The organism is Janthinobacterium sp. SUN128 (assembly GCF_030587275.1).
Lineage (GTDB): Bacteria > Pseudomonadota > Gammaproteobacteria > Burkholderiales > Burkholderiaceae_D > Janthinobacterium > Janthinobacterium lividum.
Genome location: NZ_JAPWHY010000001.1, coordinates 874,056 through 891,446, shown reverse-complemented (window position 1 = coordinate 891,446; position 17,391 = coordinate 874,056). Strand labels below are relative to the sequence as shown.

Genomic DNA, 17,391 nt, shown 5'->3' with positions numbered 1-17,391 from the left:
CCGGCCGGGTGGCCAGAGACGTCAAAGGCATATTATCGCCGCTGCTTGCGTCAGGGGGCGTCGCTGGCGGCAAATTCCACTGAAATTTGTTCTGCCACCTGCGCCAGCGCCGGCCCGAGCGCCGTCAGCAAGGCGCGCGCCTGCTGCAGGTCGCCGCCCAGGCGCAAGCCTTCGATCGACGTGCACAGGCCCGCAAAGGCATGCGCGCCCACGGCCAGCGCCGACGATTTGCTGCGGTGGCCCAGGTCGGCCAGGCGCCCCAGGTCTTCCAGCGCCATGGCCTGCTCCATTTCCGCGATGCCGTCGCGCGCCGTGTCGAGAAACAGCTGGGTGTACTTGCGCATCTTCACGGCGTCATTGCTGAACGTGAGCGCCAGCGTGGCCAGGTCGAGGATGGCCGTGTCGCGCAATTCCGGCGAAGCGGCCGATGGCGGCGCTTTCGGCGCTGCCGCCGGCCTCTCGCCCGCGCGCGCATGGCCGGTGCCGCCAATGCCTCCACGCAGGCGGAACCATTTCGCCAGCAGGTGAAACAGCAGATTCGGGGCGATAGGCTTGGTCACGAATTCGTCCATGCCCGCCGCCAGGCAGCGGGCGCGGTCTTCGCTGCCCGCATTGGCCGTCATGGCGATCACCAGCAGGCCGGCAAGCTGCGGATCGGCGCGGATGCGGCGCGTCGCCTCGAAGCCGTCCATTTCCGGCATCTGCACGTCCATCAGCACGCAGTCATAGCGCTGGTGGGCCAGCAATTCCAGCGCCTCGCGACCATTGCAGGCGACGCAGACGGTGGCGCCGGCGTCTTCCAGCAATTCGCAGCCTACCTGCTGGCTGAAGACGTTATCTTCCACCAGCAGGATAGACGCGCCGCGTATCACTCCCAGCACTTCCGGCTCCACTTCGGCGATGCGCTCGTCGCTGGCCTGCGTGCTTTTCTCCAGGCGCGCCGTGAACCAGAAGGTGCTGCCCAGGCCAGGCTGGCTGTACACGCCCACCTTGCCGCCCATGAGCTCCACCAGCTGCTTGCTGATCACCAGTCCCAGGCCGCTGCCGCCATACTTGCGCGTGGTCGACGGGTCCGCCTGGTGGAAAGAGCGGAACAGCTGCGCCACCTCTTCCTGGTTCATGCCGATGCCCCGGTCCTGCACTTCGAAGCGCAGCATGCTGTGGCTGCCCCGCTCCTCGGACTGGCGCACGCGCACGAAGATGCTGCCATTGTCGGAAAACTTGATGGCGTTGCTGGCCAGGTTCAGCAAGACCTGCTCCAGGCGCAGCGGGTCGCCACGCCAGCGCTGCGTCAGTTCCGGCGCGATATCGAACTGCAGTGCCAGGCCCTTGACGGCGGCCGCATCGCCGAGCTGGCTGGCGATGTTCGCCAGCAGGGTGTCGAGACGGAAATCCAGCACTTCCAGTTCCAGCTTGCCCGCCTCGATCTTGGAAAAATCGAGGATGTCGTTGATCAGGCCCAGCAAATGCTGGCCCGAATGGAAGATTTTCTGCAGATAGTCGCGCTGGCGCGCGTCGGCCACGGATTTCAGCGCCAGGTGCGCCATGCCGATGATGCTGTTCATCGGCGTGCGGATTTCATGGCTCATGTTCGACAGGAAGTCGCTCTTGGCCTGGCTGGCCGCGTCGGCCTGCTCCTTCAGCCGGTGCAGCTCCGTCACGTCGGTGGACAGGCCGATCAGGCCCGTGACGGGACCGGGCAAGCCCAGCGGCACCTTCACGCTCCACAGGTGATGCACCTGCCCTTGCGCATCGACGAAGCGCTCCTCGCCGACGAACTTGGCGCCGCTGTCGAACACCTGGCGCTCCGTGCGCTGCGCGGATGCCGCCGCATCGCCGAGCATCAATTCGCCGTCCTGGCGGCCGATCAGCTGCTCCGCCGAACGGCCCAGTATCTTCGCCGTGCGCGCATTCACGTAGCGGTAGCGCAGGTCGGCATCCTTCATGTAGACGTAGGCGTCGACGCTGTCGAGCACCGTATCGAGCAGGGTGCGCTGCGCCACCGCGTTGCGGCGCGAGCGGTACAAGGTAAAGATATAGCCATAAATGAGCAGGGTGCCGGCCACGCCGACGGCCAGCGCCAGCCATGGAAAATAGCGGTCGAAGGGGCTGTACAGCTCCGCCTTGCGCACGCGGAAATGGGCTTTCCACAGGCCGCCCTGGTACGCCACCGGCAGCACCTGGTCGAAATAGTCGGCATCGCTGCCCGGCTGCGGCGGCGGGGCCGTCAGGTCGCCACCGTCGTTGAACAGCAGGCGGTCCTGCGGCGTGATGCGCCAGACGCCGTCGGCAGGCGGCGCCTCGGCGGCGCTGTACAGGGTCAGGTGCAGCGGTTCCAGGGCGCTGCGTTCGAGTGCGCTGTGCACCAGCTGCGCCACGCCAAAGCCGATGCCGACGGATCCCTGATAGGCGGCGCGGCGCTCGGCCACGCTGCCTTGCGGCATGCCATTGCGGTACACGGGCAGGCGCATGCCCAGGCCCACGTGCGCTGGCGGTCCCTTGATCATGATCACCTGGCCCGACGCGCCGACCTCGCCGCTGTCGCGCGCCTGCGCCAGGGCCTGCGCCACCAGCGGGTTGGCGCCGATATCGACGCCCATGCGCTCGGCCAGCAGGGAGTCGGGTTCCAGGTAAGTGAGCACCGCATATTCCGGCCGCTCGCCTGGCGGTCGGATGGTGAATGCGGGATAGCCGCGCGGCGCCAGGCTGGTGTCCTTGCGCACGGACTCGATGAAGGCGGCGCGCTGCGCCGACGGGACGGCCACCGCGTAATTGACCGATTCGATGGCAGGGAACTGGCGCGCGATATCGAGGCCGGCCACGTAATCGTGGAACTGGCGGCGCGTCAGGTGCTCGCTGGTGCGGAACAGGGCTTCGAGGCCGCGCAGCAGGTCGGAATAGCTTTTTACGCGCGTGGCCAGGCTATGCTGGGCGCCATGCGTGAGATTGTCGAAACGCTGTTCGGCGTCGTCATTGACCGTGCGCGCCGCACCCGCATACAGGGCGCCGCCCACCGCCAATGCCAGCAGCAAGCCACCCGCCCAGATCCTGATGCCTGATCCCGCCCCGCCCTTGCTCAAAGTGTGCATTGTCAATCGCTTATTCCGGTTTCCTCGAATGTGCGGCGCTCCGGCCACCCAGCAAGTACGAGGATACTATCAAAGCTCCTGCCAGACGCGCTTGTGCAAGAAAAAAAGCGCGCATGATGGTTGCACTGGAAAACAACGCGCGCTTAAGCCTCCCGCAGCTCACCGGCCAGGAAGTCGCAAAAGGCGCGCACCTTTTCCTGCACATGCCGTCCGTCGGGCATCAAGGCATACACGCCGCGCCTGGCCATGCCGTGCGACGGCAGCACGCGCACCAGGGCGCCGCTGGCCAGCAGCGGCGCGGCGACGAACGACGGCAGCGCGCCCACGCCGATGCCCGCCACCAGCATGTCGGCCAGCAGCAGGCTGCTGTCGGCGGAAAAGCGCACAGGCAGGACGATGCTGCTGCTCCCTTCCGGGCCGGCCAGTTGCCAGATGCCGGGACTGTCGGCCAGGCGGTAAGCCAGGCAATCGTGGCCGTGTAAATCCTGCGCCTGACGGGGCGTGCCACGCCGCGCCAGGTAGGCAGGCGCCGCGCAAATCATCTGTTCGACGTCGCCCAGGCGGCGCGCCACCAGGGTCGAATCGGCCAGCGCGGCGCGGATGCGCAGCGACACGTCATAGCCCTCGCCCACCACGTCGCGCAGGCGGTCGTCCAGGGTCATTTCGATTTTGACTTCCGGATAGCGGGCCATGAACACCGGCAGCAGCGGCGACAGCACCTTCAGGCCAAACGACAGCGGTGCATTCACGCGCAGCCGCCCCGCCACCTTGCCGGCGCAGCCGCGCGTGGCCAGTTCCAGCGCATCGATTTCATCGAGCAGGCGGCAGCATTCCAGATAATAGGCGCGCCCGCCGTCCGACAAACTCATGCGCCGCGTCGTGCGCACCAGCAGCACGGTCGCCAGATGCGCCTCCAGCTGGCGCACCTGCTTGCTGATGGCTGCCGCCGACTGGTTCAGGTCCAGCGCCGCCTTGCTGAAGCTGTCGCGCTCGACCACCTTGCGAAACACGCGCATGTGCGCCAGGACATCCATGATTCTTTCCCTTCAGTTGAATATCTTATTATTTTATCGCTGATTATCAATGAATTAGAAAATAATATGATGAAGGCTTCTTCATTCATGTCACGCAAGGAGTACCCCATGTTCAAACCATCCGCCACCCTGACCACCATGCTGCTGGCGCTGCTGGCCGGCACAGTGCAGGCCGCCCCGGCCGCCGCCCTGCCGGAAGTGGGCATCAGCCCCTGGGGGCCGAAAGACGAGATCGGCCGCCTGAACCTGATGACACCGGCCTCGCGCGCCGCCATCCTGGCGCGCATCGACGGCGGCAAGAGCTACGACCTGGCCGTCGATTTCTATGTCGGCATGCCCAGCTGGCAGGCGGCCGGCGATCCGCCCTACCAGATGTGGATGACGCACACGCCGAAGGGCAACGTGGTGGCCGACTCGATGAACGTGGGCGAACAGATGAACCGCCACGTCAGTTATACGGGTTCGGCCGTGTCCATGTATGCGCACATGGGCACACATATCGACGCCCTCAATCACTTTGGCCTCAACGGCAAGATCTGGAATGGTTTTACGGAAGAGCAATACCTGGGCGACCGGGGCTGGACCGTGACGGGGGCCGAAAAGCTTCCGCCCATCGTCGCGCGCGGCGTGCTGATCGACGTGGCCGTGGCCAAGGGATTACAACAGCTGCCCGACAATTACCGGGTCACGCGGCAAGACTTGCGCGCGGCGCTGGCAAAACAGAAGGTCACGCTGGAAAAAGGCGACGTGGTGCTGATACGCACGGGCCGCATGCAGCACTATGAGCAGGCGCAAGCGTACATGGCCAATCCCCCCGGCCTGTCGCTGGACGCGGCAAAATTCCTCGTGGAAGATGGCGGCGCCATGGTGGTCGGTGCGGACAACCTCAGTTTCGAAGCATTTCCGTCCGAAGTGGCAGGCAATTACCTGCCCGTGCACACCTATCTGCTGGCGCAGCAGGGCGCGCCCATCCTGGAACTGGTCGACCTGGAAGCGCTGTCGCGCGACAGGGTTTACCAGTTTGCCTTCATCGGCGCTTCATTGAAATTCCGTGGCGGCGACGCGGCCCCCATCCGTCCCGTGGCGCTGCCGATCCGCTAAATTTCGCTGGATCACACGATCGCGGCCAGCAAGCCCTGTGCGCCATGGTCATCCCAGGCATCGGCGCAGCGCACCACCTCGCCCACGACGATGATGCTGGGGCTGCCCAGGCCGCTGGCCAGCAAGTCGGCAGGCAAGGCTTGCAAGGTACTCAGCAACTGGCGCTGCGCCGGCAAGCTGGCCGATTGCACCACGGCCACGGGCGTGCCTGGCGCCATGCCGCCGGCCAGCAAGCCGGCCTGGATGGCGGCCACCCTGGCCACGCCCATGTAGATGACGAGGGTGAGCTTGCTCTGCGCCAGTGCCGCCCAGTTCGGCTCGGACGCGCTATCCTTGCCATGGCCCGTGACGAAGATGGCGCCCTGGCTCCAGCCGCGGTGTGTCAGCGGCACGCCGATGCTGGACGGCGCGGCCAGGCCGCTGCTGATGCCAGAGATCACTTCGACGGCCACGCCGTGGCTGCGCAGGTAGGCGCGCTCTTCGCCGCCGCGCCCAAACAGATAGGGGTCGCCCCCTTTCAAGCGCACCACGTGCAGGCCGGCGCGGGCTTCGGCCAGCATCAGGCGTTCGATGAAGGCTTGCGGCGTGGAAGCGCAGCCGCCCCGCTTGCCCACCTCGACCACGCGCACGCCGGGCGCCGCATGCGCGAGGATGGCCGGGTTGACGAGGTCGTCGATCAGCACCACGTCGGCCCGCGCGATGGCCTTCACCGCTTTGATCGTCAACAGGTCCGGGTCGCCGGGACCGGCGCCGACCAAAGTCACGCTTCCTTGTTGTGCCATGATGAAATCTCCCATTAAAAAAAGTGGCCGATGGCAAACGATGCCGCGTACGCTTCCGGCGCGCTGCCGTCCCACACGACGCCGTCGCACAGGGTCGAGCTGCGCAGCGGTGAAGCGGGCAAGGGCGTGGCCGTCATTTCCGCCGCCTGGCGGTACAGGTCGATGCGGTTGACTTGCCTTGCCACCGCCAGGTAATCGGGTTCGTCGCGCAGCAAGCCCCAGCGCCGGTGCTGGGTCATGAACCACATGCCGTCGGACAGATAGGGAAAATTGACGGCGCCGGCGCCATAAAACCTCAAGCCGTGCGCCTCGTCCCAGGTCTTGCCCAGGCCATCCTGATAGTGGCCGAGAATGCGCGGCGCCAGCGTTTCCTGCGGCGTATTCAAGTAAGCGGGCTCGGCCAGAATGGCCGCCATGGCCAGCCGGTTGGCATCGGTGGCGTCGATCCAGCGCCCCGCCTCGAGCACGGCGGCGATCAGGGCGCGGCAGCTGTTCGGATGCTGCTGCGCAAACGCGGCGCTGGTGCCCAGCACCTTGCCCGGATGGTCGGGCCAGATGGCACCGCTGGTGGTGGCTGTCACGCCGACGCCATCGACAATGGCCTTGTAGCCCCACGGTTCCCCGGCGCAAAAGCCATCCATCTGGCCCGCGCGCAAGGCGGCCACCATCTGCGACGGCGGCACCGTCATCACGCGCGCGTCGCGCAGCGGGTCGATGCCATGCGCAGCCAGCCAGTATTGCAGCAGCATCGCGTGGTTGCCGGTCGGGAAAGTATGCGCAAACGCAAATGGCCGCGCCGCGCCGCGCATGTGCCGCGCCAGTGTGGTGCCATCGTGGGCGCCCTCGTGCGCCAGCGCCGCCGACAGGGTGACGGCCTGGCCGCTGTGATTGAGGTTCATCAGCACGGCCATGTCGTGCTGTTGTCCGCCGATGCCCATCTGCACGCCATACACGAGGCCGTACAACACGTGGGCAACGTCGAGTTCGCCGCTATTCAATTTGTCGCGCACGCCAGCCCACGACATCTCGCGGCTCAGTTCGATCTTGATGCCGTATTTTTCATCCAGGCCCAGCTTTGACGCCATCACCAACGAGGCGCAATCGGCCAGCGGCAGGTAGCCGATGCGTATCGTCTGTTTTTCCGGCTGCAGGGACCGCATCACCTGGGCACCATGTCCCGCCTCTTTGCCCGCTTGCTCTGTCATACCATTCCTTGCTGATAAGTACTGTTTTTCCGCGCCACCGTGGGCAAGGCTCTCCCCTTCCAGCAGCAAGGACCGTGCCTGTGCACGTCCCGTCCAGGGAGGCTGGAAACGCACCGGAATGGTGCGCTGCACCAGCATGTATCAGGAAATGGACGATTCATCCCAGCAAGTCCTCCACGTCGAGGATACGCTGGGCAATTTCCGCCAGTTTGAGTTTCTTGTTCATGGCCATGCTGCGCAAGCGCTGGTAAGCTTGGTCTTCCGTCAAGCCGTGATGCGTCATCAACAGGCCCTTGGCCCGCTCGATCACCTTGCGTTCGAGCAGCTTGTGCCGCGTGTCGAGCAATTCGGCGCGCAATTTTTCTTCCTGGCGAAAGCGCGCCAGGGCCACGTTCAGCACGGGTTGAATGCGCTCGGCCTGCAAGCCGGCCACGATATAGGCGGACACGCCGGCCGCCATGGCCGCGTCAATGCTGGCCGTGGCGCCGTCTTCGGTAAACAACACGATGGGGCGGCGCTCATCACGCGTGGCGATGACGATGTGTTCAAGTACGTCGCGCGCATCCGATTCGGCGTCAATGATGATGAGGTCGGGCTGCAGCTGGGCGATACGTTCGGGAAGGTAGAGGTCGGCAGGCAGGGAGGCGACGATGTCATACCCCGATTCAAGCAAACCGATGCGCAAGGCGTTGCCGCGCTGCACCTGGGCCGCCAATGCAGTATTCTCGTGCACGCCGTGCTCGACAATAGTGTTGACGACAACAATGCGCAATGGCTGGGTACGGCTGGACGTCATGGAGGGCTATCTGCAATGGCTAAACAATTAACCATTGCAGTAAGCAAGAAGCGAACCAGATAGTGCTAGCGCCCCTTACTTCAGGGTCGGCATGGCAAATTCGGCGCCGGCAGCCGTGGAAGCGGGCCAGCGCTGCGTCACCGCCTTCTGCTTCGTGTAGAACCGCACGGATTCCGGACCATGCGCGTGGTGGTCGCCAAACAGGCTACGCTTCCAGCCGCCGAAGCTGTGGAAAGCCATCGGCACGGGGATCGGCACGTTGACGCCGTGCTTTTCCCATCCCTCCCCACCTGCACGCGGTGCATGTGCTCGCACCCGACGTGCAGTTTGGATGGGATTATTTCAATGTCGGCATGGCAAATTCGGCACCGGCAGCCGTGGAAGCGGGCCAGCGCTGCGTCACCGCCTTCTGCTTCGTGTAGAACCGCACGGATTCCGGACCGTGCGCGTGGTGGTCGCCGAACAGGCTGCGCTTCCAGCCGCCGAAGCTGTGGAAAGCCATCGGCACGGGGATCGGCACGTTGACGCCCACCATCCCCACCTGCACCCGGTGCGTGTATTCACGCGCCGTGTTGCCGTCGCGCGTATAAATGGCCGTGCCGTTGCCGTACTCATGCGCATTGACGAGGTCCAGCGCGGTGGCAAAATCGGGCACGCGCACGATGCACAGCACGGGGCCAAAGATTTCCTCCTTGTAGATCGTCATCTCGGGCGTTACATGGTCGAACAGGCTGCCGCCGAGGAAAAAGCCGTTTTCGTGGCCTGGCAACACGAAACTGCGCCCGTCACTGACCAGCTTGGCACCTTCCTTGACGCCTATGGCGATATAGCCGGCAATCTTCTCCTTGTGCACTTGCGTCACCACAGGCCCCATTTCCGCTGTTAAATCCATGCCCTGCGTGATCTTGAGGGCGGCGATGCGCGGCACCAGCGCCTCGACCAGCTGGTCCGCCACATTGCCCACCGCCACCACCACGGAAATGGCCATGCAGCGCTCGCCCGCCGAACCGAAGGCGGCGCCCATCAGGGCATCGACGGTTTGCGGAATATCCGCGTCCGGCATGACCACCATGTGGTTTTTCGCGCCACCCAGCGCCTGCACGCGCTTGCCCTGCGCGCAGCCGGTGGCGTAGATATATTCGGCAATCGGCGTGGAACCGACAAAGCTGACGGCGCGCACGTCCGGGTGATGCAACAAGCCATCGACGGCCTCCTTGTCGCCCTGCACCACGTTGAAGACGCCGTCCGGCAAACCCGCATCCGTCAACAGTTGCGCCAGAAGCAGGCTGGCCGACGGGTCGCGTTCCGACGGCTTTAATACGAAGGTATTGCCGCAGGCAATTGCCATCGGGAACATCCACATCGGCACCATCACGGGAAAATTGAAGGGCGTGATGCCGACGCAGACGCCGAGCGCCTGGCGGATGGACCAGGCGTCGATGCCGCCGGCCACCTGCTCCGAATACTCCCCCTTCATCATTTGCGGGATGCCGCAGGCAAATTCCACTACTTCGATGCCGCGCGTCACTTCCCCTTTGGCATCCGTGAACACTTTGCCGTGCTCTGCCGTGATCAGGGCGGCCAATTGATCCGAGTGCTCTTCCAGCAATTCCTTGAACTTGAACATCACGCGGGCGCGGCGCAGGGGCGAGGTTTGCGACCAGGCGGGAAACGCCGCATGGGCGGCGGCCACGGCCGCGTTCAGTTCGGAAGGCGTCGCCAGCGCCACCTTCGCCGTCACGGCGCCCGTAGCGGGATTGAAGACGTCGCTCATGCGCTCGGAGCGCGAAGCCATCGGGTTGCCACCGATAAAGTGGCCGATCTGTTGCATTGTCATTGGAGTTCCTTTATTTGCTATTCATCAGCCACTCATGGGCCGGATCATTTTTAAAGTGCCACACGCGTTTCGGGCCGGCCATCACGTTCAGGTAATACCCATCGTAGCCATACGGCACGGTCACGGGGTGGTAGCCCCTGGGCACCATCACCACGTCGTGGTTTTCCACGGCCATGGCTTCATCGATGGAACGGTCATCCGTGTAGACCCGCTGGAAGGCAAAGCCCTGCTCCGGGTTCAGGCGGTGGTAATAGGTTTCCTCGAGCGAACTTTCCAGCGGCACATTGTCGCTGTCGTGTTTATGCGGCGGATAGCTCGACGAATGACCGGATGGCGTCACCACCTCCACCACCAGCAAGCCGTCGGCCTCGGCCGTCTGCGGCAGGATGTCGCACACATAACGCGTGTTGGCACCCTTGCCGCGCACGGAGCGCGTCATGGACGATGGCTCGATCAGGCGTCCCGGACGCTGGGTCGTGGCCGGTGCGCTGCACAGGGCCACTTCCGCGTTGCTCACCGCCGTGATGCTGACCTTGGTTTCCAATGGGACATACACGGCATACGGCGAGCGGTCCTCGAAGACGCTTTGGCGCTTGCCGATCTCGCGCCATTCCTGCCCGTCCGCCTTGACGGTGACCGTGCCCGTCAGCACGACGATGCACAGTTCGCGGCTGCCCGTTTCCAGATGCAACTGTTCGCCTGCCGCCAGCCGGTGCGCGGCAAAGCCCACGTGCATCCAGCCGGCCGACTCGGGCGTCACCTCGACGATGGCGGAACCCGACCGGGCCTTCACCAGCAGCGGGCTCATGCCGCCTCCCGGCCCAGGCGGGGAATGGCATCGACCAGGCGTGCCAGGTAATCGTGGCCCATCTTCGCATATTCGTAGCTGGGCGCGACGGCCGGGTCTTGCTCCGCTTCCACCACCAGCCAGCCTTCGTAGCCGTGCAGATACAGCCGCGTCAGGATGGCCGGGAAGTCGATGCTGCCGTCGCCCGGCACGCTGAAGGCGCCATTGATGACGGCCTGCAGGAAACTCCAGTGGCCATTGCGGGCCAGTTTCACCACGTTGGGGCGCACGTCCTTGCAATGCACGTGGCAAATGCGATCAATATGTTTATTCAGCACTGCCAGCGCATCGCCGCCGGCAAAGGTGATGTGGCCCGTGTCGAACAGCAAGCCGACCTCGGGTCCCGTCAAGGCCATCAATTGGTCCACATCGGCCGGCGTTTCCACGTAAGCGCCCATGTGATGGTGATAGGCCAGGCGTACTCCATGCGCCAGCAGGTGGGCGGCAAAGGCCGTCAATTTGTTTGCATATTCCTGCCATTGCTGCTGCGACTGGAAACGGGGGCGCTTATACAGGGCGCGCGCTTCGCCCTGGATGGCGTCGGCCACTTCGCCGTAGACCATCACGGTGGCGCCGCTGTCCGCCAGCAAACGCAGATGCGATGCCACGGCGGCGATCTCTTCCTCGACCGAGCGGTGCGCCAGGCGGCCCGAATACCAGCCGGAGACGCACGCCAGGCCATACTTGCCCAGCACGGCGTTCAAGGCCGGGGCATCTTTCGGAAACTTGTTGCCCAGTTCAAAGCCCACGTAGCCGATCTCGGTGCCTTCCTTGAGGGCCGTTTCCAGCGGGGTTTCTCCCCCCAGCGACGGCAAATCGTCGTTCATCCACGAGATCGGGTTGATGCCGATCTTCACATTCCATGTCGGTGCGTTCATTTTTGTTGTCCTTGGCGGTCAAGTTCATAACGGGCGCGCGCAAGCTGCACGCCGGGCTGGGTGGAGACCTCGGGCACGGCCACTTCCCACCAGCAACCACCCTCTTCGGTCGTGCGCGTGTCGTCCGTATCGATGCAGATCAGATAGGTACGCGTAGCGGCGCGGGCGCGCAGCATCGCCTGTTCCAGTTCGGCAATCGAGCCCACATGTTCGGACAGCGCGCCCAGCGATTGCGCATGCAGGGCAAAGTCAATATGCGGCGCGCTATCGGGCAACATATTGTTGAACGAAGCATTGCCGCACGCCTGCTGCAGGCGGTTGATGCAGCCATAGCCCCGGTTGTCGAGCACGACGATGATGAGTTTTTTATCGAGCATGACGGAAGTGGCGATTTCCGAATTCATCATCAGATAGCTGCCGTCGCCCACCATGACGACGACCTCCGCTTCCGGTTTTGCCATCTTGACGCCGAGGCCGCCAGCGATTTCATAGCCCATGCACGAATAGCCGTATTCCATGTGGTAGCCGCCCGGCGTCGACGTGCGCCACAGCTTGTGCAGTTCGGCCGGCAAGGTACCCGCCGCGCAGACGACGATGTCGCGGCTGGTGGAATCGGGAGCGGAACGCTGCACGGCGCCGATGACCTCACCGTCGTACGGCAAGTCGGCCACCTCGCGCTTGCCGGTGATGGCGGCCACCGTCGCGCGCCAGGCGTTGCCCGCCTGCTGCGCGCGGTCCATCCATTGCCCTGCGCTGTTCCAGCTGCCGAGCAGCCGCGACAGGCCTTGCAAGCCCAGCGTCGCGTCCGCCTGCAAGCCCAGGCCACGACGTTTCAGTACGTCAAAACTGTTGACGTTCAAGCTGACCAGCTGCGCCTGTGCAAACAGGGAATTCGAGCCGGTGGTGAAATCCTGCAGGCGCGTGCCGATGGCCAGCACCACGTCCGCATCCGCCGCCAGCGCGTTCGCGGCAGGCGAGCCCGTCACGCCGATGGCGCCCAGTTGCAGCGGATGGTCCCATGGCAAGGCACTCTTGCCCGCCTGGGTTTCCGCCACGGGAATGCCATGGCGCTCGGCAAACGCCTGCAAGGCGGCGCTGGCCTGGCCGTACAGCACGCCGCCGCCAGCCACGATCAGCGGCTGCTTGGCGTTTTTCAACAGCGACACCGCTTCTTCCAGTTCCTGCTCGACAGGCGGCAAGGCGCGGAAACGCACGACTCTCGGTTCGAAAAAGCTGGCAGGATAGTCATACGCCATCGTTTGCACGTCTTGCGGCAAAGATAAAGTGACGGGGCCGCAGGCGGCCGGGTCCGTCAAGGCGGCGATGGCACGCGGCAAGGCGGTGAGCAATTGCTCCGGATAGACGATGCGGTCGAAATAACGCGATAAAGGTTTGAAGGCATCATTCACCGAGACACTGCCGTCCGAGGCATCTTCCAGCTGCTGCAGCACGGGATCCGGTGCGCGCGAGACGAACACATCGCCAGGCAACAGCAATACCGGCAAGCGGTTCACGTGTGCCAGGGCGGCGGCCGTCAGCAAGTTGGTGGCGCCGGGACCGATGGAACTGGTCACCGCCATCATGCGCCGGCGCATGTGCGCTTTTGCGTAAGCGATGGCCGCGTGCGCCATCGCCTGCTCGTTGTGGGCGCGATAAGTCGGGAAACTGTCACGGTACTGGTACAGCGCCTCGCCCAGTCCCGCCACGTTGCCGTGGCCAAAGATGGCGAAGGCGCCGCCGAACAAAGGTTCGCCCCCTTCCACCCGCAAGGCGGCCAGATAGCGCACCAGCGCCTGCGCCATGGTCAATCTGATCGTGGCGCTCATGCTGCACGCTCCAGGCGGTTGCGCGTACGCTGCCACAGGGCGATAAGCTGCTCGAAGTTGGCGCGCACTGCGGCGATCAGGCCCGCATCGTCGAGTTCGCCCGCCAGCCAGCGGCGGCTCGGTTCCTGGAAGATGGTGCGGCCCACCATGAAGCCGCGGCACGTCGTGCTGGCACTGGCTTGCTCAAAACTGTCGGCCAGGGCGGCAATCGGCGCGTTCAAACCCAGCAGGACGACGCCACGGCAATACGGATCGCGCTCATGCACGAGGGCATCGATGGCTTGCCATTGTTGGGCAGACATGCTTTCCAGCTTCCACCATTCCGGGTAAATACCCAGGTTGTACAGGCGCTTGACGGCACGCAAGACCGTGTCGTCGCCGTGCGGCAAGGCTTCCGACGGTATCACTTCCAGCAACAGTTCGTGACCGCTCACTTGCGCCGCGTCGTACAGGGCCTTGATCTGCGCTTCCTGTTCCAGGCGGTTTTCCACGGCATCGTCCGGGTGCAGCTGCACCAGGCATTTGATCACATGTTCCTTGGGCCAGCTGAGCAGGTGCGAGCCGATGGAACGGCCCCAGTCGAATTGCAGCGGGTTTGATCCCGGCAATTCCACGGGACGGCCGATCCACCAGCCACGTCCCGTCGCATCATTGAGGGCATCGACGCCATAGCGGCCATCGATCAGCACGCCAGTCTTGCCGGCCAGCTGCAAGGCCGTTTCCGTCTGCGCCACGGCTTGCACCATCAATTGCTTCAGGGCCGCAATGGCGGACTCGGGTGCGCCCGTCTGTTGCGCCAGCTCAAAGAATTGCGTGCGGTGGTCAAAGGCAAACACGCACAGCTCATTCCACTCCTTGCGCGCTACCGTCGTGCGGTGCAGACGGGACAAGGTCGCGTCCTGGTCCGGCTGCGTCAGTTTGGCCGCGTTGGCCAGGAAATAGTCGAGCTCGACGGGCGAAGGCATGGCCGGCGCGCAGCCGTGGCGCGACACGACCAAGGCGCCGCAGCCATTCGCGTAGCGGCAGCACGCTTCGTAATCCTCGCCGCGCAGCCAGCCTTTCAGAAAGCCCGAGAGAAACGCGTCGCCCGCGCCCAGCACGTTCAGCACTTCCACGCGCACGCCACGGTAGTTATACGCGTCATCGAGGCTGTGCGGCACCACATTGTCAATGACGGCGCTGCCCAGCGGCCCGCGCTTGACGACGAGGGTCGCCAGGGTGGCGGACCGCACGGCGCGCAGGGACGCCATGATGTCGGCGCCGCCACCGGCGATCATGAATTCCTCTTCAGTGCCGACGATCAAGTCGAACTGCGGCAGGATGCTTTGCAGATGTTTGGTGACGCCTTCGTTCGAGACGAAACGCGTTTCGCCGTCCGCCTTGCCCGACAAGCCCCACAGCACGGGCCGGTAATCGATGTCGAGCACGGTGCGCACGTTGCTGGCGCGGGCCAATGTAAGGGCCTGCGTGCTGACGGCGTGCATGGCGGCCGTGGAGAAATGCGTGCCAGTGATCAACAGCGCCTTGCTCGATCCAATGAAGGCCGCATCCACCGAAGATGCTTCGATGGCCATGTCGGCACAATTTTCACGGTAAAAAATCAGCGGAAACGTGTTTTTATCCTTGATGCCCAGCATCACCAGGGCCGTCAGGCGGTCGTGGTCGATGCCGACATGGCTGACATCACAACCCTCTTTCGACAAGGTGTCGGTGAGAAAACGCCCCATGTGATCGTCGCCCACCTTCGACAGCATGGCGGACTTCAAGCCCAGGCGCGCCGTGCCGAAGGCGATGTTCGCCGACGAACCGCCCAGGTATTTGGCAAAGCTGGTCGCGTCTTCCAGGGTGCTGCCGATCTGCTGCGCGTACAGGTCCACCGCCAGGCGGCCCAGGCAGATCACGTCCAGCGCCCGCCCCTGGGCAAATTGTGTGGAATTATTCATGGCTATCCTTAAATCGTGACACCGTCGAGTTCACTCATCAGCGTTTGCATTTCCGCACCGCCCGCCATCATGTCCAGCAAGGCATCCTTGGTCACCGTATCCTTGGTGAAGGTGCCCAGCGACTTGCCCCGGTTCAATAAAGTGAACGAATCGCCGACCGGATACGCATGGTGCACATTATGCGTAATAAAGATCACGGAAATGCCCCGCTCGCGCGCCTTGTAAATCAGTTTCAATACATTGAACGATTGCTTGACGCCCAGGGCCGCCGTCGGCTCGTCGAGGATCAGCACGCGGGCGCCGAAATGGATGGCGCGGGCGATGGCCAGGCACTGCTTTTCGCCGCCCGACATGGTGCCGATGGCCTGGTGCGGGTCGCGCACCATGATGCCCATCTCGGCCAGCTTGTCGCGCGCCGTGTCGGCCGCATAGTCGATATCCATCACGGGCACCAGGCCCAGCAGCTTTTTCATCGGCTCGCGGCCCATGAAGAAATTGCGCGCCACGGACAGCAGCGGCACCAGCGCCAGGTCCTGGTAGACGGTGGCCACGCCCATGTCCAGCGCTTCGCTGGGCGAATTGAAGACGACGGGCTTGCCATCGACCAGGTATTGGCCATCGGTGGGTTTGTGCACACCGGCCAGGGTCTTGATCAAAGTCGACTTGCCGGCGCCGTTGTCGCCCAGCAAACAATGAACCTCCCCCTCGCGCAAGCGCATGGTGATGTTTTGCAGGGCCAGCACGGAGCCGAAACGCTTGCTGACATTTTCCAGTGCAAGAATATGCTCGCTCATGATTTATCTCGCTTCCGTGACGCGTGAGCGTACAAAGTTATTGAACAGCACCGCGATCAGCAGCATCACGCCGAGGAACACGCGGAACCAGTCCGAATTGATGTTGGTATAAGTGATGCCGATCTGCACCACCCCGAAGATCAGCGCGCCGAAGCAGGCGCCAACAACGGAACCGTAGCCGCCCGTCAGCAAGGCGCCGCCGATCACGGCCGCGATGATGGCTTCAAATTCCTTTTGCATGCCGCGGTCGGCGGCGGCCGAACCCACGTCGCATACTTGCAAGGTGGCAAACAGGCAGGCACAGAAGGCCGTGAAGACGAACAGCGAGATCTTGACCTTGCGCACCGGCACGCCCACGTTCTTGGCCGCGTTGGCGTCGCCGCCCACGGCAAACATCCAGTTGCCGAAGCGGGTACGCGACAACACGAATGCGGCGCCGGCAGCCAGCACCAGCCACCAGGCGATGACTTTCGGAATGCCCTTCACCAGCGGCGAGCCGTCGTCGAGCACGGCGATCCAGCCATGCGCGCCCATCCACTGGAACAGGCCCGTCGCCACATTGCCGTGGAACAGCAGGCTGGCCAGCCAGTCCTGCGCCGCCAGGTCGCCCACGCCGCTGACGATGGTGCGGTTGGCAAACATGATCGACAGGGCCAGCGTCAGGCCGCGCAGGATGAACAGGAACGCCAGGGTAACGATGAACGATGGCAAGCGCGTCTTGATGACGATGTAGCCGTTGAGCCAGCCCAGCGCCATGGAACCGGCAAAGGCGAACAGGATGGCGGCCCACAATGGCCAGTGGAAATAGATCGTCGGAATGGCGATCATCATGCCGGCAAAGCCGATCATGGAACCGATCGACAGGTCGAATTCACCGGCGATCATCAACAGGCAGGCGCCGATGGCGATGATGCCCAGGTAGGACGCCACTTGCATCCAGTTGACGACGCCATCGAGATTGAACATGCCGGAATCGCCGGCCGTGATGACGAAGAAGGCAAACACGAGCACCGCACCGGAAATCGAGGCGAATTCGGGGCGGCCAAAAAACCGTTTGACCCAGCTGGTCGTGCCCACGCGCTCGTCGGCGGCGGCAACTGGCTTGCTGGAGGCGCCGGGAGGCGGAGGAGGATACTTGCCGGGGCTAGCCAGGCTGGATTTGAGCGCAGTCATACGATGTCCTTTCAGTGATACTTGTTACCAATTCCAATTACTTTCCTGCCAGCATCGCTGGCGCCAGGCGTGTTCCTCCCATGCGC

The 17,391-nt window shown here is 64.0% G+C and carries 14 protein-coding genes; 1 reads left to right on the top strand and 13 read right to left on the bottom strand.

The window, feature by feature from the left end:
* Nucleotides 1-50: 50 nt before the first annotated feature.
* Both O3297_RS04180 and O3297_RS04175 read right to left on the bottom strand, forming a co-directional pair.
* Complete coding sequence (locus tag O3297_RS04180) at nt 51-3,089, bottom strand: CHASE domain-containing protein (protein ID WP_305047841.1); 3,039 nt, start codon at nt 3,087-3,089, stop codon at nt 51-53.
* 143 nt (nt 3,090-3,232) lie between these two features.
* The gene (locus O3297_RS04175) at nt 3,233-4,123 is read right to left on the bottom strand and encodes a LysR family transcriptional regulator (protein ID WP_092610783.1); all 891 of its coding nucleotides are present in this window, start codon (nt 4,121-4,123) and stop codon (nt 3,233-3,235) included.
* Nucleotides 4,124-4,261: 138 nt separating this feature from the next.
* Here O3297_RS04175 and O3297_RS04170 point away from each other — a divergent pair, with 138 nt between their 5' ends.
* Nucleotides 4,262-5,224 (top strand): cyclase family protein, encoded by a 963-nt coding sequence (locus O3297_RS04170; protein WP_305049599.1) that lies wholly within the window; start codon nt 4,262-4,264, stop codon nt 5,222-5,224.
* 11 nt (nt 5,225-5,235) lie between these two features.
* Here O3297_RS04170 and cobA read toward each other — a convergent pair whose 3' ends face one another.
* From cobA to O3297_RS04115, 11 genes are all read right to left on the bottom strand, one after another.
* Complete coding sequence (gene cobA, locus O3297_RS04165; RefSeq protein ID WP_305047840.1) at nt 5,236-6,006, bottom strand: uroporphyrinogen-III C-methyltransferase; 771 nt, start codon at nt 6,004-6,006, stop codon at nt 5,236-5,238.
* 14 nt (nt 6,007-6,020) lie between these two features.
* A complete protein-coding gene (locus O3297_RS04160) occupies nt 6,021-7,211 on the bottom strand; it encodes a CmpA/NrtA family ABC transporter substrate-binding protein (protein ID WP_305047839.1) in 1,191 nt (396 codons plus the stop codon).
* A 157-nt stretch (nt 7,212-7,368) separates the two neighbouring features.
* Nucleotides 7,369-8,007: an ANTAR domain-containing response regulator gene (locus O3297_RS04155; RefSeq protein WP_305047838.1), complete on the bottom strand. Its 639-nt coding sequence runs from the start codon at nt 8,005-8,007 to the stop codon at nt 7,369-7,371.
* A 75-nt stretch (nt 8,008-8,082) separates the two neighbouring features.
* Entirely contained in the window at nt 8,083-8,265 is a 183-nt protein-coding gene (locus O3297_RS04150; protein WP_370385380.1) for a hypothetical protein, read from the bottom strand.
* Between the two features lie 79 nt (nt 8,266-8,344).
* Nucleotides 8,345-9,844, bottom strand: a complete 1,500-nt coding sequence (locus tag O3297_RS04145; protein WP_305047837.1) for a CoA-acylating methylmalonate-semialdehyde dehydrogenase — start codon at nt 9,842-9,844, stop codon at nt 8,345-8,347.
* A 10-nt stretch (nt 9,845-9,854) separates the two neighbouring features.
* Nucleotides 9,855-10,652, bottom strand: coding sequence for a 5-deoxy-glucuronate isomerase (gene iolB, locus O3297_RS04140; RefSeq protein ID WP_305047836.1), 798 nt, complete (start codon nt 10,650-10,652; stop codon nt 9,855-9,857).
* Nucleotides 10,649-11,569: a myo-inosose-2 dehydratase gene (gene iolE / locus O3297_RS04135; protein WP_305047835.1), complete on the bottom strand. Its 921-nt coding sequence runs from the start codon at nt 11,567-11,569 to the stop codon at nt 10,649-10,651. The genes iolB and iolE overlap by 4 nt, the downstream gene beginning before the upstream one ends.
* Nucleotides 11,566-13,395 (bottom strand): 3D-(3,5/4)-trihydroxycyclohexane-1,2-dione acylhydrolase (decyclizing), encoded by a 1,830-nt coding sequence (gene iolD, locus O3297_RS04130; RefSeq protein WP_305047834.1) that lies wholly within the window; start codon nt 13,393-13,395, stop codon nt 11,566-11,568. Before iolD ends, iolE begins: the two co-directional genes overlap by 4 nt.
* Nucleotides 13,392-15,338: a 5-dehydro-2-deoxygluconokinase gene (iolC, locus tag O3297_RS04125; RefSeq protein WP_305047833.1), complete on the bottom strand. Its 1,947-nt coding sequence runs from the start codon at nt 15,336-15,338 to the stop codon at nt 13,392-13,394. Before iolC ends, iolD begins: the two co-directional genes overlap by 4 nt.
* Before the next feature lie 8 nt (nt 15,339-15,346).
* A complete protein-coding gene (locus tag O3297_RS04120; RefSeq protein WP_034777901.1) occupies nt 15,347-16,132 on the bottom strand; it encodes an ATP-binding cassette domain-containing protein in 786 nt (261 codons plus the stop codon).
* Nucleotides 16,133-16,135: 3 nt separating this feature from the next.
* Nucleotides 16,136-17,305 (bottom strand): ABC transporter permease, encoded by a 1,170-nt coding sequence (locus O3297_RS04115; RefSeq protein ID WP_034777904.1) that lies wholly within the window; start codon nt 17,303-17,305, stop codon nt 16,136-16,138.
* Nucleotides 17,306-17,391 lie beyond the last annotated feature (86 nt).

Bases quoted from the DNA above. Each gene is read 5' to 3' on its own strand.
- O3297_RS04180 (WP_305047841.1), bottom strand. From the start codon at position 3,089: ATGCACACTTTGAGCAAGGGCGGGGCGGGATCAGGCATCAGGATCTGG.
- O3297_RS04175 (WP_092610783.1), bottom strand. From the start codon at position 4,123: ATGGATGTCCTGGCGCACATGCGCGTGTTTCGCAAGGTGGTCGAGCGC.
- O3297_RS04170 (WP_305049599.1), top strand. From the start codon at position 4,262: ATGCTGCTGGCGCTGCTGGCCGGCACAGTGCAGGCCGCCCCGGCCGCC.
- cobA (WP_305047840.1), bottom strand. From the start codon at position 6,006: ATGGCACAACAAGGAAGCGTGACTTTGGTCGGCGCCGGTCCCGGCGAC.
- O3297_RS04160 (WP_305047839.1), bottom strand. From the start codon at position 7,211: ATGACAGAGCAAGCGGGCAAAGAGGCGGGACATGGTGCCCAGGTGATG.
- O3297_RS04155 (WP_305047838.1), bottom strand. From the start codon at position 8,007: ATGACGTCCAGCCGTACCCAGCCATTGCGCATTGTTGTCGTCAACACT.
- O3297_RS04145 (WP_305047837.1), bottom strand. From the start codon at position 9,844: ATGACAATGCAACAGATCGGCCACTTTATCGGTGGCAACCCGATGGCT.
- iolB (WP_305047836.1), bottom strand. From the start codon at position 10,652: ATGAGCCCGCTGCTGGTGAAGGCCCGGTCGGGTTCCGCCATCGTCGAG.
- iolE (WP_305047835.1), bottom strand. From the start codon at position 11,569: ATGAACGCACCGACATGGAATGTGAAGATCGGCATCAACCCGATCTCG.
- iolD (WP_305047834.1), bottom strand. From the start codon at position 13,395: ATGAGCGCCACGATCAGATTGACCATGGCGCAGGCGCTGGTGCGCTAT.
- iolC (WP_305047833.1), bottom strand. From the start codon at position 15,338: ATGAATAATTCCACACAATTTGCCCAGGGGCGGGCGCTGGACGTGATC.
- O3297_RS04120 (WP_034777901.1), bottom strand. From the start codon at position 16,132: ATGAGCGAGCATATTCTTGCACTGGAAAATGTCAGCAAGCGTTTCGGC.
- O3297_RS04115 (WP_034777904.1), bottom strand. From the start codon at position 17,305: ATGACTGCGCTCAAATCCAGCCTGGCTAGCCCCGGCAAGTATCCTCCT.